This window comes from Paenibacillus sp. TAB_01 (assembly GCF_043945595.1).
Taxonomy (GTDB): Bacteria; Bacillota; Bacilli; order Paenibacillales; family NBRC-103111; genus Paenibacillus_S.
On record NZ_JBIFNP010000001.1, the window covers coordinates 909,246 to 923,027 of the forward strand.

Here is a 13,782-nt window from a genome sequence, read left to right on the forward strand (position 1 = left end):
TTTTTTGCAGAGTGAACGAGGAGAGGGTACATAATGGATACAGAAGCAAACGCAGGAGCAAAAGGGCAAAGCAAATGGTTCAAAATCATGGTCGTCGTACTGCTGCTGGCTATGATCGGGACATTCGCTTATATACTGATGAAGGGCAAGGAGCAGAAGCTGGATGTAATCAAAAAGACGCCGGATTTCCAATTGGAAAACCTCGACGGGAAGAAGGTCGGCTCGGCCGATTTGGCGGGGAAAGTAAAGCTTGTTTACTTCTTTTACTCTACGTGCCCGGATGTTTGTCCTCCGACCACGTACACGTTGTCCAAGATTCAGGATCAGCTGGTGAAAAAAGGCGGCTTCGGCGACAAGACGGCTCTTGTCTCGATCACCTTCGATCCGACCAAGGATACGCCGGCCCAGCTCAAGGAGTTCTCCGGCCGGTATCACCCGGACTATAAAGGCTGGTACTTCCTGCGGGGAGAAGAAGCGGCTACGCTCGATTTGGCCCAAAAATTCGGTCTGATGGTGATAAAGGACCCGCAGGGCGGCACCTTTACGCATCAAAATTTTATTCTGCTCGTGGATAAGAAAGGCGATCTGCGCAGCTATTATGACGGAAGCGATGCGGATTTGAACATCGATAAAATCGTGCAGGATATGATGGGACTGACCAAAGAGTAGCAGAGGAAGGCATCAGGAACACGCAGCTATGACTTATTTTACACACATACTACTGAACAACGTTATACCGCTGACCGTTATGATTGCTCTGGGCGCCTGGCTCTACCGGGCGTTCAAGCTGGATATCCGAACGTTATCGAAGCTCAACTTTTACTTATTTTCTCCGGCGATCGTATTTAAAATGCTGTACGAGTCGGAGCTGACCGTCGCTTTGCTGGGAAAAACGCTGCTGTTTTTCCTCTTTTATTTTGCCGCCATGTATTTGCTGGTAGAGCTGGTCATGAAGCTGCGGGGCTATCAGGGCGGCATGGTGACGGCGATGCGCAATAGCATAATGTTTTACAACAGCGCCAACTATGCCATTCCGCTGAATCAGCTCGTGTTTGTCGGCGATGCGTTTACGCTGTCGGTCCAGATGATTATTATGATGATGCAGAGTCTGCTGCCGAACACCTACGGGATTTACAGCGTGAATGCGCATAAGCGGAATCCGAAGGAGTCGCTGCGGACGATTCTGAGCATGCCTATTATTTATGTCATACCGGTCGCATTTCTGATGAGAGGGCTTCACGTCCCGGTACCGGAATCGCTTTATGCGCCGATCAACTACATTTCCGATGCGTTTATCGCGACGGCGCTGATTACGCTTGGCGTCCAGCTCGGCAGTATGACATGGCGGCTGCGATTCTCCGACGTTCTGCTGTCCAATGTGCTGAGGCTGCTTGTAGGCCCGGTAGTGAGCTTTGCTATCGTATGGCTGATGGGGATTCATGGCGTCATGGCGCAAGCGCTGGTACTTTCCAGCTCAGTGCCCACTTCGCTCAGCACCGTGCTGCTTGCAGTAGAGTATGATAACGAGCCTGAATTCTCCTCCCAAGTCGTCTTTTCTTCGACGATTTTCAGTATATTTACGGTGACGCTGGTCATCTATTTGATGAGATTCATTTCATAACGGAAGGCTTCGAGCTTTGCATCGGAAAAGCCGGTTCCTGCGGAGGGTAAACGATATACGCTTCCAGGCCGGCTTTTTCCAATTGCTGAATGACATAGTCATCCGGTGTCCCCTCTACTCCCGCGTAGCCTCTTCGCGTGTAAATCTGCTCCGAATCGGGAAACGTATCCCGGAGCATGCCTCTTATTTTTTTGCCGGAAGCGTCATTGTCGGTAAATAAAAATACCTCGTCTTGGCCCACCTTTTTCTTCAGCGACTCCAGTTTTTCCGTATTTAAGGAACCGAACGTGCACAGGATGGCAACGTCGTCGGTCAACAGGCGGCGAAGCCTGCTTTTATCGTTTTTTCCTTCGACGATGATTGTTATTCCCATCGGTTTCACCAGCCTTGTTAACAGGATTTGGGATCATAAGCGCGCATTCGTTTCGTAAGCGGTGCAGAAGTTTAAACCTTTGTAAGTAGTATATCCAGTTTTACCGCAGCTTCCAACCCCGGCATCCCGCTTATTTCCTAGGAAATGCGAGTTTATGAAGGGCGCTTGACGGACGGATGAATTTGAATTAAAATAATGTTATTAACTAAATAAAAATAAGTAACTGACTGACAAGTTAAATAAATAAAAGGAGTGGACAGCGATGAAAATAACCATCTATCCGCCGCAGAAGCAAGCCGTAGGGGCATTTGACGGAGGCAAAATTACGGAGCAAAAGCCGATCGGCTTTCCCGGCGAAGGCTCCGCGGTGAAGGGGATCGGCCCGCTGTTTTACTGGGCATGGGCTCATACGCCGGAGGAAGGATATATCCCGATGCATCCGCATCAGGCTTTTGAAATTATTACCTATATGGTGAACGGACAGGCAGCGCATGAAGATTCGCTCGGCACGCGCAGCGTTGTTCAGGCCGGAGGCATCCAAGTTATGCAGACGGGTTCCGGCGTATCTCATGCCGAACGGTTCATCGGGCCTGATTCCGAAGGCTTTCAGATTTGGTTCGAGCCCCATATCCGCGAAGCGCTGCAGCGCAAGCCAACCTACCGCCAGTATGAGCATGAAGCTTTTCCCGTTCAGCCGTCGGAAGGGATGACCGTGAAGACCATCATTGGAGAAGATGCTCCGGTGGAGCTGGTTACGGACATTCGCATGTGGGATGTGGAGCTGCTGCCCGGATCGACGTACCGGCACAGCCTGCAAGCAGGCAAAGTCCTGGCGGCCCTGGCCATTCGCGGAGATGGGGGAGCCTGGACGGCAGCGGGGGATATGGCGGGTACGGTGACCCCGGTCAGCTTTCAGAACAAAGATTTCTCCGTGCTTGAAGCGGAAGGAACGGCAGCCTCCGAGCTGCTGCTGACCGCCGATTCCAAGCTGCGGATGATTCTGATCGAGGTTCCGGCCGAGGTCGATTACCCGCTCTACAAGAAAAGATAAGAGAGGCGGCTCCGCCTCTGCATCCAGATGAAAAAAACGGCCTGGCGTCCAATGACGCCGGGCCGTTTCCTTATTGGAGAGTGGTGTTGCTCTAGAGTGATACCTTACCTTGCGGTTAGTTGATGAAATTTGCTCTCGTCAACAAACGTTTCAGCATAGTAGCGGATTGAGCACGGGTTGCTTGGCTTGCAGGAGCAATTGTGCTGTCCGTCATGCCGTCTACAATGCCGGCTTCGATAGCTTCAGCCATTTCCTGCTGACCCCAGACGATTTGATTCGCGTCTTGGAATTTTGCAAGAAGCGTGGCTTGGCGATCGGAGGATACTTCAGGCTTCGCACCTGCATAATTCAGAGCGCGAACGACCATGGCAGCAAGCTCTTCACGCGTGATCGATTGATTAGGTCTGAAGGTGTTGTCTTCATAACCGTCAATGATTTTAGCGGATACGGCTGCGCCTACAACGCCGGAGAACCAGTCACTGGAGCTCACGTCGTTAAATGTTCCGGTGCTTGCCGAAGTATTGAGGCCCAACGCACGTACGACCAATGCTGCAAATTCAGCACGCGTGATATTGCGTTCAGGCTGGAACGATGTATCCGTTACGCCGTCGACAACCAATTTGTTAGCCAGCAGCTCAATGTAGCCTTGAGCCCAATGGCCTTGGATGTCGTTGAAGCTTTTGTTCAGCTCGATAACGGAGTAAATGCTGTTGCTGTTGCGTTTGATAACTACTTCGTTCGTGTCGTCTGTGTTGGTGAACAAGGAAGGCACGAAGCTTAATTTGTTCGTTGCAGGGTCATATACCACTGCAGTAGCGTGCGATGGATCTACGGATTTGGTCAACGGCAGCGTACGGCTGAGATAGTTGCTTCCCAGGTCGATCGCTTGCGTTTGATCATCCGGACCTACTGCAGCAAGGCTGAAGTCAACCGCGCTGCTTGCTACTGTACCGCCCAGAGCGGCTGCAGCGGAAGCAAGGCCGTTAGCATCTGTCTCGCTGGCTGCGCTGATGGAAACTTTAATCGTCGTATTATCGACGTCAGTGCCCAGTTTGCTTGCCAGGTCATTCAGGTTCAGAACGTAAAGAGGTAACAAATAAGTGCCTTTATCGTTGATGATTTTCAACGCTTTGTTCTTGTCGCTTACATAATCGACAAGAGCTTTAGCAGGAATCAGAGCCAGGTCGCCGCTCAATTGCAGCTCGACGACATCGTTGTTAGCCAAAGCATTTTTCAATGTGTTGGCATCGATGCTGCCGTCGGAAGGTACGGAAAGGCTAGGCCCGCTAGAGATACCGCCGCCTCCACCGCCGCCGTGGTGGCTGCTACCGCCATTGTTGTTGGAACTGGAGTTATATACGTTGTAGTAAACGGATTCGTCTACCGTTCCTTGAAGCGTCAAATAATTAAGGTTTGGCAAGCCGGACACAGAAAATTGGTACTTATAAAGATCATTATACACATCGTGGTAGACGCTGGAAGCGGTAGTAGTTTGTAAAAAAGTACCGTCTGGACGATATACACTTACGGTAACATTGTCACTGTAAGTTTCTGAGTAGACCGAGCCGGATACAGTTCCGTTACTGTAAACTACCTTTTCGTTGGCATCGTTAGTAAACCCGGTAGCAGCGAATGCTAGTACCGGCAGCAGGGCGGAGATGATTAGCATCATAACGGTTACCTGCGCCGTTTTTTTGAAGACAGCTGGCTTCATGTAAGGCTCACTCCTATCTTTTCTGGTCAATTGTTTTGTTTTGTGTTGCAGCCCCTTCATCAAGATTTCACCTCCCTTGTTTAAAATCTCATTCATAATTGTTCGATAGCCATCCCACAATTGTGTCCGTCGTTTTCCAAAAGAGAATTAAAACTAGGGAATAATGTTAATTGTGTGTACTGGCATCGTCACCCGAGTAACCATTACCCGGCAATGAAACGACCGAAACAGCCTGTCCGGTAAAAATCGGAATAAACTAAAAAACGCCCCTTTGAAGGGGCACCTGACAATCGAGCAGCGTGTACGGAATCATTCTGTAGAAGCACAAACGTTCGCCTTTGTCCCCGCATTTCAACCGCTCAAAGCGGGATACAATCAAAGAAATGCGGGGACAACAGCGATCGTAAGAAGGATCCGTAATCGCAGCGGTGATTTTTTCAGCGGCCTCTAATTGAAGGGGCGTTCTGAGTAATTAGCGTCTTAATAGACGAAAGCGCTGGTAACGATAACCAGCAGAATAAACAATACAAGAATGACTCCTACAGAAGTCCAGGCGCCGCCTACTTCACATGCTCCCATTGAAATCTCTCCTTTCGTGGTGCGGTTGTCATCTGACAATTCTATAGTATGTGGGAGGAGATCAAAGGTCTGTGCGAACACCTACCTTCGTCAAAATGGGTGAGGCGGATGTCCTGAATCTCCGCATGCTTTTCCGGGACAGGATTCCTAATTCCGTGCCTGCTCCGGCTAGATATGAACCGGCTTGAACGCTCGCAGCGGAAGAATCGACAGCGCCGCCATCAAGCATAGGAAGGCGATGAAGTAAGGGGAAGTATGGCTTCTCATATGTCCGGCAACAATGGGTCCTATAAACGCCCCGATGGAAAAAGAGATCGACAGGATCGAAAAAACGCGGCCATATCTGTCGCGGCTGGTGATGCTTGCGAGCAGCGAGGCGATAGACGGGAAAATGACGCCTTTGGCCATACCGATAAGAAATAACGATACATGGATCGGAAGAGGCCAATGGACCGACATACCGAAGAAAATAAATGCCAGTGCCAAGCTGCCCATGGAAGTTCGAAGAAGCGGAGAGATCCGGTTCAAGAACAGCATGCTGAGCGTAACCAAGGCCCCCAGACTGACAAGCGAAAACAAAATGCCGGAGGTAAGAATGGAACCGCTGCTTTCTTTCATCAATGGAAGCTCGAAAAAAAGAATGCCCTGCGAGCAAGAAATGGCAAGCGGGATGCCGAAGAACAGCCAAGGAATACGCTGCGGCCCTTCCAGCGAGGGACTGTCTTCATTGGCTAGGGCCGGCGCGTGATGGTGATGGCCGGCTAGGCCGGGGGATTCATTGGGAAACAGCTCGCCGGCCGTTTGGGCGTACTGCTTTTCCTTCACTCCGAAAATAGCCAGGACCCCTGTCACAATCAGGATCCAGCCGAGGATAGTGAAGGAATGGACAAACCCGAGCTTGGCTACAAGGAACGCGCCGACCGCCGGACTCAGCACGGAGGCCATCGTATGCACAAGCCCGTTACCGGCCATCAGCTTGCTCTGCTGGACGCTGTCCTTGGCCAATTTGGCCAGCAGCGACAAGCAGGCGGGCGATAGAAAGGCGAGCACAAAGCCGCTGATGGACCGGATGATCAGCAGATCCCACGGGTCGGTGACCCGAGATTGAACAAGCAGTACGATACCTGCTACAATCAGGCTAAACACAATAAACCGCTTGCTGCCGTAGCGGTCTACCCCGAAGCCGGCAATCAGATTGCCAGGCAGATGCGTGATGGAATAGACGCCGAGAATCAATCCGATAAACGAAGGGGCGGCACCTAACGAAATCGCGAACGGAGACAGGATCGGATACTGCGCGTGCAGGTCGAAAAAGGCAACAAACATGAACAAGTAAAGCCAAATTGCAGTTTTCAAATCGTTCTCACCTCGAGCCTTATCGGATAATGAGGGCTTGCCTGAAAAAAGCCTTTATCATTACTTTTACGTGACAAGCCTTGGGGTTAGTACATTTTTTTGCAGGCTGGCGGGAGAGGCAGGAAAGAGATGGAGCCGTTTGTCATTGCTGTGCTGGCAGTCATCGCGTTCAGCGTGCTGCTACGCATCCGGCATACGTACCGAAAGGCAAGAAAAGGGGATCGTGCCGAAGAAATCCAGGCCAAATTGGCTGCGCTGAGAAAGAAAAGAGATGAAGAGTAAGCGGCGGATGTTGTATGATAGCAGAGAGATTTTAGAACTGGCAGATCCGATAGGAAGCAGTAAAGGGGAGCGATGAGGTTTGGATTTTTTGACGGCTTTTTTACAGGAACGCTGGTTTATTATTGTTGCGGCGATCGTGGTATTATTTATTGTCATTCGAATTGTGAAGACGGTCGTCAAGTGGGTACTGGTGCTGGCCGTGCTGGCGGGACTGTTCTTTTATGGAGCCAGCTATAAGGAGCAGCTGATGAACATCGGAACGGCGGCGACGGCTGAAGTGAAGAACCAGGCGGTTAAAGTCGTGAGCGGAGAGATGAAGGAAGCGCAGTATAAGCAGAATCCGGATGGAACGTTTACAGTGATGACCAAAAGCGTTCGGCTGGACGGACAGCCCGGTTCGAGCGATGTGAAAGTGACCTTTATGAATCAGACCTTTACGATGAAAGTGGACGATGTATTAAATGCACTGATCGAACAGGCAAAGAACAATACCAAGCTGTAGCGGAAGACGCCTGCGGGGCCTAAGCTTCGCAGAGGAAGATTCGAAGGCGGAAGGAGGAGAGGACATGCTTCAGCAAGCATGGCAGACGCTAAGCGCGTGGAACTGGATTACGCTGCTGCTGGCGGGCACTTTGGTGGTATCGGTCATCCAGGGACTGCTCAGAGGAGCCTCCTTGTCCGCCAGACATCTGACGATGATGATAGCCGAAGGGGCGGCTACGGTACTCGGCTTGCTGTCCGCATGGAAGCTGGCGGACTGGCTGTCGCCGAAGGTGCAGGCTTGGCTGGTCGCCCGGCAGCTGCAGATTCCGAAGGAAACGCTCGGACTGCCGGAGCAGATCTACTACACGGTCGTGACCGGCGTGCGCGATTTCACCCTGCTGCGGTACGGCATTTTGTTTGCCGTCGGGTATGTTGTAGTCAAGCAGGTGGTGTACCGGCTGATGGACCCTCTGATCGACTCCTGGTTGTCCGGCGCTGCGAGACAGAAGGCGGCTTTGGAGCATAAGGGAGGGCCCTCCGTGCTCAGCAGCCTGGCGGGCGGGGCGATCGGCGCGCTGACCGGTGCAGCCAGGGCGCTGATGATCATTGCCGCACTGTTTATTGTTACGTCGTTGTTTCCGCAGACGCAGGCGGCGCAGTACATCCAGGCCTCCGGCTTGTATCAGAAGGGGGCGACGGGGGTAATCCGGCCCGTCACCGGCGACTTCCTCGCCAGCCAGCTGCCGGTGTTTACAAGGGCGGTCGAAGCGGAATTCAGCCAAATATTGCAGCGCAAATACGAAGTGGTGGATGCGAACATTCCGGGTGACATTTCGGCTGCCGCCAAGCAGGTGACGGCGAAAGGGAATACGGATGAAGAGAAGGCCAAGCTGCTGTACAGCTGGGTCGGCACCCGCGTCACTTACGATTGGGATAAAGTGAACCTGTACGAGCAGCAGCGCATCTGGAAGGAGCAGACGCCGGAGGAGACATTCGCCACCAAAAGAGGCGTATGCATCGACTACTCCCGGCTCTACGCCGTGATGGCCCGGTCGGTCGGGCTGCAGGTCAAAGTGGTGACGGGCCTCGGCTACGACGGACGCGGCGGTTATGGCCCGCATGCCTGGAACGAAGTCTACTTGTCCGATAAGGCCGCATGGGTGCCGCTGGACTCTACCTGGGTTTCAAGCGGAGGCAACTGGTTTAACCCGCCGAACTTTAACGAAACGCATATCAGGGAAGCCTAATCATATCGTACCGGCAGCGGCCGAAATACGATAAATTCAAGCCGGAGACCGCCGTTTGCGCGCGGGAGAAGCCGGCTTTTTTCTTTCTGCGGAAGTTATGGTAAACTACTAATTGTGCGTAAAAAACGAAGATTAGCGTGTTCCAAGAAAATGAACCAAGCATGGGGAAAAGGAGCCAGTTCAGTCAATGAATGAAATAAGTCAAGGACGCAAGCCGCTGGATCAATACAAAGCCGTTTTTTTTGACGTAGGAGATACGTTAATTACTATACCGGAGTCACGGATCATTATGCAGCAGGTGCTGGCCGCGAGGTCTCTTCACAGGGGAGAAGAGCAGGTCGGCAGTTTGTTTACCGAAGCCTTTCGATTGTTTTATTACGGCAAGCAGCTGGACCCGTTCGAGGCATGCACGCCTGAATCGGACAGGGCTTTCTGGATGAAGCTGTACCGCTATATTCTGGACAAGCTGGGGGCGAATGAGGAGGATTGGTCGAGGACCAAATACACGCGTGCTGTCACGAACTGTATGATGTGTTCACGGGTCCCGAGCATTACCAGTTATTCAATGATGTGGCGGAATGCCTGCCGAAGCTGCAGGAACGGGGGCTGCGGTTAGGCATCATTTCTAATTTTGCGCCGACGCTGTCGTCGATTCTCAAGCATAAAGGCATTTTGCATTATTTCGATCCCGTGATCGTTTCGACGGAGGTTGGCTTGGAAAAGCCGAACCCGGCCATTTTCGAGCTGGCGCTGGCCCGCGCCGGACTGTCGGCGTCGGAAGTGCTGTATGTCGGCGATCACGACCGCAACGACATTTGGGCGCCGAATCAGGCAGGGATCGATGCGGTCAAGATCAAGCGTTACGATTACCATTCCGGAGAAGGGATCCACTCTCTGCGGGAGCTGCTGGATCAAGAGGCGGAGCGGTAATGTTATTTTGTAAAGATTTAAAGGAGCTGTATTCATCATGAGAAAGTCTCATTCCACGGACGATCCGCAAAAGCATGAGATGAACAAGCGCCGCCATCATACACTGCGCATTAATTTATTTTTCTTCTGTACGTTCTTTTTATTTTCCGTGCTGATTGTTCGCCTGGCTATTCTCCAATTTGTGGAGGGCAAGCAGCTGAAGGCGGAGGAAGCCTTGACGACCAAACGGGATACGCCGATTGCGCCGATCCGCGGCAATATTTTTGACCGCGACGGCTATCCGATCGCTTTTACTTCCTCGACGCAGTCGCTTTATTTTCGCATGGAAACGGATCAGAAAAAGGATGATGTCATCGCGCTTGCCTACAAGCTGGAGGCTTTGTTCAAGCAGTACGGGGACGCTAATGCCAAAACCGTGCTGACCGCTGCCGATATCCTCAAGGAAATGGACGTCGGCTACGATCTGGAGAAGAAAACAACGACACCGCCGAGCTACTCGTTCGTGCCGCGGCGGCTGAAATCTGGATTGTCGCAGAAGGAAATCGCCTATATTCTGGAGAACCGCGACGAGCTGAAATGGCTTGAGGTCATGGAGGAGAGCATCCGAAATTATGATACGGATAACCTTGCCGTACAGCTGATCGGCTATATGCGGCCGTTCTCCCGGGCGAGAGAGCCGAAGAACGGACTCGATTTCTACAAAAACAAAGACAATACCGCAGGCTACCTGGATACGGAGGATGTAGGCTACGACGGCATCGAGCTGATGTATCAGGAGGATCTCCGGGGCAAAAGCGGAATGAAGACGTATCCGGTAAACGCCTCGCAGAAAATTATCGGGAAAGTGTCGATCGAGCCTCCGAAGAAAGGGAACAACCTGTTCCTGACGATTAACAAGGACGTTCAGCAGGTGGCCGAGCAGGCCATCCTCGATCAATTGGTCTATGCGAAGTCGTCGACGGCCCGCGCAACGCACTACGGCTACGCTCCGAATGCCCGGGCCGGCTATGCCGTGGCTATGGAAGTCGATACCGGGCGTGTCGTAGCGATGGCGAGCATGCCGGACTATGATCCGAATATTTGGAGCGGGGGCATCTCGACGGACGACTACAACCGGATTCAGCCGTTTATCAACAACGGAACGATTACGACGGCTTACCCGGATTACCCGGATAATGAGCTGAAGAATCACCCGACGTCCATCGTGTACATGGGCTCCGTCGTAAAGCCGTTATCGGTGCTGATCGGGCTGAACGAAAATTTGTTCACTGTGAATACGACTTATAACGATACGGGGGAGTTCAGCTACGGGAAAGACAACAACGCGAAGCTGACGAACTCGGACCGTGCCGCGTACGGGCTGATTAATGCGGCAGATGCCATCTGGCATTCGTCCAATACGTTCATGTCGGCGATGATTGGCAACCCGCTGTATATGCGGAGCGGCTCCAAAGCGGTTGATATTTGGGAATCTTACATGAATAAGTTCGGGTTGGGCGTCCTGACAGGCAGCGGACTGCCGAGAGAGTTTGCGGGGATCAGCGAGTTCAAGACGAATACGAAGGAAACGCTGCAGTCCCGTATGGTCTATGCTTCTTGGGGCCAGAACGAAAAGTATACGACGCTGCAGCTGGCGCAGTATGCGACGACGCTGGCGAATAAGGGCAAGAAGCTGAAGCCGCTGCTGGTCGATAAGATCGAAACGTACGATTTTAAGCCGGTGAAGCAGATGGAGCCCGAAGTGATGGAGGAAACGACGTTCCCGCAATCTTACTGGGATTCGATTCAACGCGGGATGCTGAAGGTTAACGTGCAGGGCTTCGAGGGCTTCCCTTACTCGGTTGCGCGTAAAACAGGGACGTCCACCCAATCGGTCGGCGGTAAAATGATCGATAACGCGGTATTCATCGCGTATGCGCCTGCAGAGAAGCCGAAGCTCGCTATCGCCGTCGTGGTGCCGGAGGGAGGCTTCGGAGCCTGGAATGCAGCGCCGATTGCCCGTAAAATCTTCGACGCATACGACCAACAGTACGGCCTGGATGGCGTACCGAAGGGGAATCCGGCCGACAAGGCCGCTCCGTAACTTTCTTTAGCTGAATATGATATTGAAAATAAGGCATTGCGCCGCGCATAGATATGCCGCTTGTACAAACAATTGAAGCCGCCTGGAAGATTGCGGGCAGCTATCCATTCTCCGTCTCCCTTCGAGCTGAATCAAGTTGGCTCGGAGAAGAGGTGGAGATTTTTTTATAAAAAAGTTGCACTAAGGAAACAAATTTGTATAATATAAAAATATAGTCATCTGAGAAACAAAAGTTGCCCTAGTCAAAAAAGTAGGTCTAAGACAACTTTTCAGCGACATAGGAATCTGGCAGTGAAATAAATAAACAGGGAGTGGAATGAAAATGAAAGCAAGGCAGGTTTCGTCATTCAAACGTTTTTGGCTTACTCTATTGTTTCTAACCATGGCGGCGCTTGCTGCCGCATGCGCTCCAAGCCGGCCCGCTGCCGATGCCTCGGGTCCAATCAAGGTGACTGCGACGATAGGCATGATATCGGATATCGTGAAGCAAGTAGGCGGGGAGCATGTCGAGGTCACTGGGCTCATGAAGTCGGGAGTGGATCCTCACTTATACAAGGCTTCGCAAGGGGATGTGAAGAAGCTGGAGCAGGCGCAGATCATTTTCTATAACGGTCTGCATTTGGAAGGGAAGATGGTTGAAATTTTCGAGAAAATGGCCGCGGAAAAGCCGACGGTTGCCGTCTCGAAGACCATTCCCGAATCGGAGCTGCGGGGCTGGGAAGACGGGGAGGCTGCGCATGACCCGCATATTTGGTTCAATGTGAAGCACTGGATGTCGGCGACGGAAGTCGTTCGCGACGAGCTGAGCAAGGCCGATCCGGAGCACGCCGACGCTTACCGCAGCAGCGCAGAGGCTTACCTGAAGCAGCTTCAGGAGCTGGACACTTACGCAATGGAGCAAATTGCCTCCATTCCGGAGCAGCAGAGAGTACTCGTTACCGCCCATGACGCCTTCGGCTATTTCGGCGACCGGTACCATATCAAGGTGATGGGGCTGCAAGGAATCAGCACCGCCTCCGAATACGGGTCGAAGGATGTGAGCGACCTGCGCGAATTCCTGGTCAGCCAGCAAATCAAGGCGGTCTTTGTGGAATCGAGCGTACCGAAAAAATCGATCGAAGCGGTGATCGAAGGAGCGAAGAAGCAAGGGCATGAAGTCAAGATCGGCGGCGAGCTGTTCTCCGATGCGATGGGAAAAGAAGGAACGGCCGAAGGAACCTATATCGGTATGGTCCGGCACAATGTCGACACGATCGTGAATGCATTGAAATAAAGAAAGGGAGTGAGCGGGATGACTACAGCGGCTTCACCGTTATCGGTGCAAAATCTAACCGTTGCTTATCAAAAAAAGCCGGTGCTGCGGGATATCAGCTTTGAGATCCCCGAAGGCAAGCTGATCGGCATTGTCGGTCCGAACGGAGCGGGCAAATCGACGCTCATTAAAGCGGCCTTAGGGCTCATCCCCCGGGTAACGGGGGAAGTCACCCTATACGGCAGGCCGTACAAGGAGCAGCGGAAGCTGGTCGGCTATGTGCCTCAGCGGGAATCCGTGGATTGGGATTTCCCTACGAGCGCGCTGGACGTGGTCATGATGGGACGCTACGGGCATTTGGGCTGGTTCAAGCGGCCCGGAGCGAAGGAGAAGGAGCTGGCGCTGGCATGCCTGGAGAAGGTCGGAATGACCGACTTTGCCGATCGTCAGATCAGCCAGCTTTCGGGAGGACAGCAGCAGCGCATCTTTCTCGCGCGGGCCTTGGCTCAGGATGCGCAGCTCTATTTTATGGATGAACCGTTCGTAGGCGTCGATGCCGCGACCGAGAAGGCGATCATCACTCTCTTGAACGAGCTGAAGCTGCAAGGGAAGACCGTGCTTGTCGTCCATCACGACCTGTCGACGGTGAAGGAATATTTTGATTGGGTCATGCTGCTGAACGTGCAATTGATGGCCCTTGGGCCTGTAGATGAAGTATTTACGAAAGACAATTTGCAGCGGGCTTATGGCGGACGGCTGGCGCTGCTGAATCGGGACGATGACGCCATCATCGTCAGTGCGAGGTGAGCTG

15 protein-coding genes are annotated in these 13,782 nt (G+C 52.5%); 11 read left to right on the forward strand and 4 right to left on the reverse strand.

Going from position 1 to position 13,782, the window contains the following annotated elements; all coding sequences use genetic code 11:
- Positions 1–33: 33 nt before the first annotated feature.
- Positions 34–669 carry an SCO family protein gene (locus ACHHV8_RS04445; RefSeq protein ID WP_395157121.1) on the forward strand — a complete coding sequence of 212 codons (636 nt, stop codon included), beginning with the start codon at positions 34–36 and terminating at the stop codon, positions 667–669.
- A 28-nt stretch (positions 670–697) separates the two neighbouring features.
- Positions 698–1,621: an AEC family transporter gene (locus ACHHV8_RS04450; protein ID WP_395157123.1), complete on the forward strand. Its 924-nt coding sequence runs from the start codon at positions 698–700 to the stop codon at positions 1,619–1,621.
- On the opposite strand, the gene ACHHV8_RS04455 is transcribed toward ACHHV8_RS04450, so the two are convergent.
- Positions 1,611–1,994: a toprim domain-containing protein gene (locus ACHHV8_RS04455; protein ID WP_395157125.1), complete on the reverse strand. Its 384-nt coding sequence runs from the start codon at positions 1,992–1,994 to the stop codon at positions 1,611–1,613. The genes ACHHV8_RS04450 and ACHHV8_RS04455 overlap by 11 nt on opposite strands.
- A 262-nt stretch (positions 1,995–2,256) precedes the next feature.
- Here ACHHV8_RS04455 and ACHHV8_RS04460 point away from each other — a divergent pair, with 262 nt between their 5' ends.
- On the forward strand, positions 2,257–3,045 hold the full coding sequence (locus ACHHV8_RS04460) for a pirin family protein (protein WP_395157127.1): 789 nt from the start codon (positions 2,257–2,259) through the stop codon (positions 3,043–3,045).
- Between the two features lie 115 nt (positions 3,046–3,160).
- Here ACHHV8_RS04460 and ACHHV8_RS04465 read toward each other — a convergent pair whose 3' ends face one another.
- The 3 genes from ACHHV8_RS04465 to ACHHV8_RS04475 all read right to left on the reverse strand — a co-directional run bounded on the left by ACHHV8_RS04465 (position 3,161) and on the right by ACHHV8_RS04475 (position 6,694).
- A complete protein-coding gene (locus ACHHV8_RS04465; RefSeq protein WP_395157129.1) occupies positions 3,161–4,759 on the reverse strand; it encodes an S-layer homology domain-containing protein in 1,599 nt (532 codons plus the stop codon).
- Positions 4,760–5,239: 480 nt separating this feature from the next.
- Complete coding sequence (locus ACHHV8_RS04470) at positions 5,240–5,338, reverse strand: YjcZ family sporulation protein (protein WP_395157131.1); 99 nt, start codon at positions 5,336–5,338, stop codon at positions 5,240–5,242.
- Positions 5,339–5,506: 168 nt separating this feature from the next.
- Positions 5,507–6,694 carry an MFS transporter gene (locus ACHHV8_RS04475; RefSeq protein ID WP_395157133.1) on the reverse strand — a complete coding sequence of 396 codons (1,188 nt, stop codon included), beginning with the start codon at positions 6,692–6,694 and terminating at the stop codon, positions 5,507–5,509.
- A gap of 129 nt (positions 6,695–6,823) precedes the next feature.
- Here ACHHV8_RS04475 and ACHHV8_RS04480 point away from each other — a divergent pair, with 129 nt between their 5' ends.
- The 8 genes from ACHHV8_RS04480 (at position 6,824) to ACHHV8_RS04515 (ending at position 13,778) form a co-directional block, all read left to right on the forward strand.
- Positions 6,824–6,976 (forward strand): hypothetical protein, encoded by a 153-nt coding sequence (locus ACHHV8_RS04480; RefSeq protein ID WP_395157135.1) that lies wholly within the window; start codon positions 6,824–6,826, stop codon positions 6,974–6,976.
- Positions 6,977–7,055: 79 nt separating this feature from the next.
- Positions 7,056–7,478: a hypothetical protein gene (locus ACHHV8_RS04485; protein ID WP_395157137.1), complete on the forward strand. Its 423-nt coding sequence runs from the start codon at positions 7,056–7,058 to the stop codon at positions 7,476–7,478.
- A 64-nt stretch (positions 7,479–7,542) separates the two neighbouring features.
- The gene (locus ACHHV8_RS04490; RefSeq protein ID WP_395157139.1) at positions 7,543–8,706 is read left to right on the forward strand and encodes a transglutaminase domain-containing protein; all 1,164 of its coding nucleotides are present in this window, start codon (positions 7,543–7,545) and stop codon (positions 8,704–8,706) included.
- A gap of 187 nt (positions 8,707–8,893) precedes the next feature.
- Entirely contained in the window at positions 8,894–9,322 is a 429-nt protein-coding gene (locus ACHHV8_RS04495) for a hypothetical protein (RefSeq protein ID WP_395157141.1), read from the forward strand.
- Positions 9,238–9,636 carry an HAD-IA family hydrolase gene (locus tag ACHHV8_RS04500; protein WP_395163420.1) on the forward strand — a complete coding sequence of 133 codons (399 nt, stop codon included), beginning with the start codon at positions 9,238–9,240 and terminating at the stop codon, positions 9,634–9,636. The genes ACHHV8_RS04495 and ACHHV8_RS04500 overlap by 85 nt, the downstream gene beginning before the upstream one ends.
- A gap of 37 nt (positions 9,637–9,673) precedes the next feature.
- Entirely contained in the window at positions 9,674–11,719 is a 2,046-nt protein-coding gene (locus ACHHV8_RS04505) for a peptidoglycan D,D-transpeptidase FtsI family protein (RefSeq protein ID WP_395157143.1), read from the forward strand.
- 322 nt (positions 11,720–12,041) lie between these two features.
- Positions 12,042–12,992 carry a metal ABC transporter solute-binding protein, Zn/Mn family gene (locus ACHHV8_RS04510; protein ID WP_395157145.1) on the forward strand — a complete coding sequence of 317 codons (951 nt, stop codon included), beginning with the start codon at positions 12,042–12,044 and terminating at the stop codon, positions 12,990–12,992.
- A gap of 18 nt (positions 12,993–13,010) precedes the next feature.
- Positions 13,011–13,778: a metal ABC transporter ATP-binding protein gene (locus tag ACHHV8_RS04515; protein ID WP_395157147.1), complete on the forward strand. Its 768-nt coding sequence runs from the start codon at positions 13,011–13,013 to the stop codon at positions 13,776–13,778.
- The last annotated feature ends 4 nt before the right edge of the window (positions 13,779–13,782 follow it).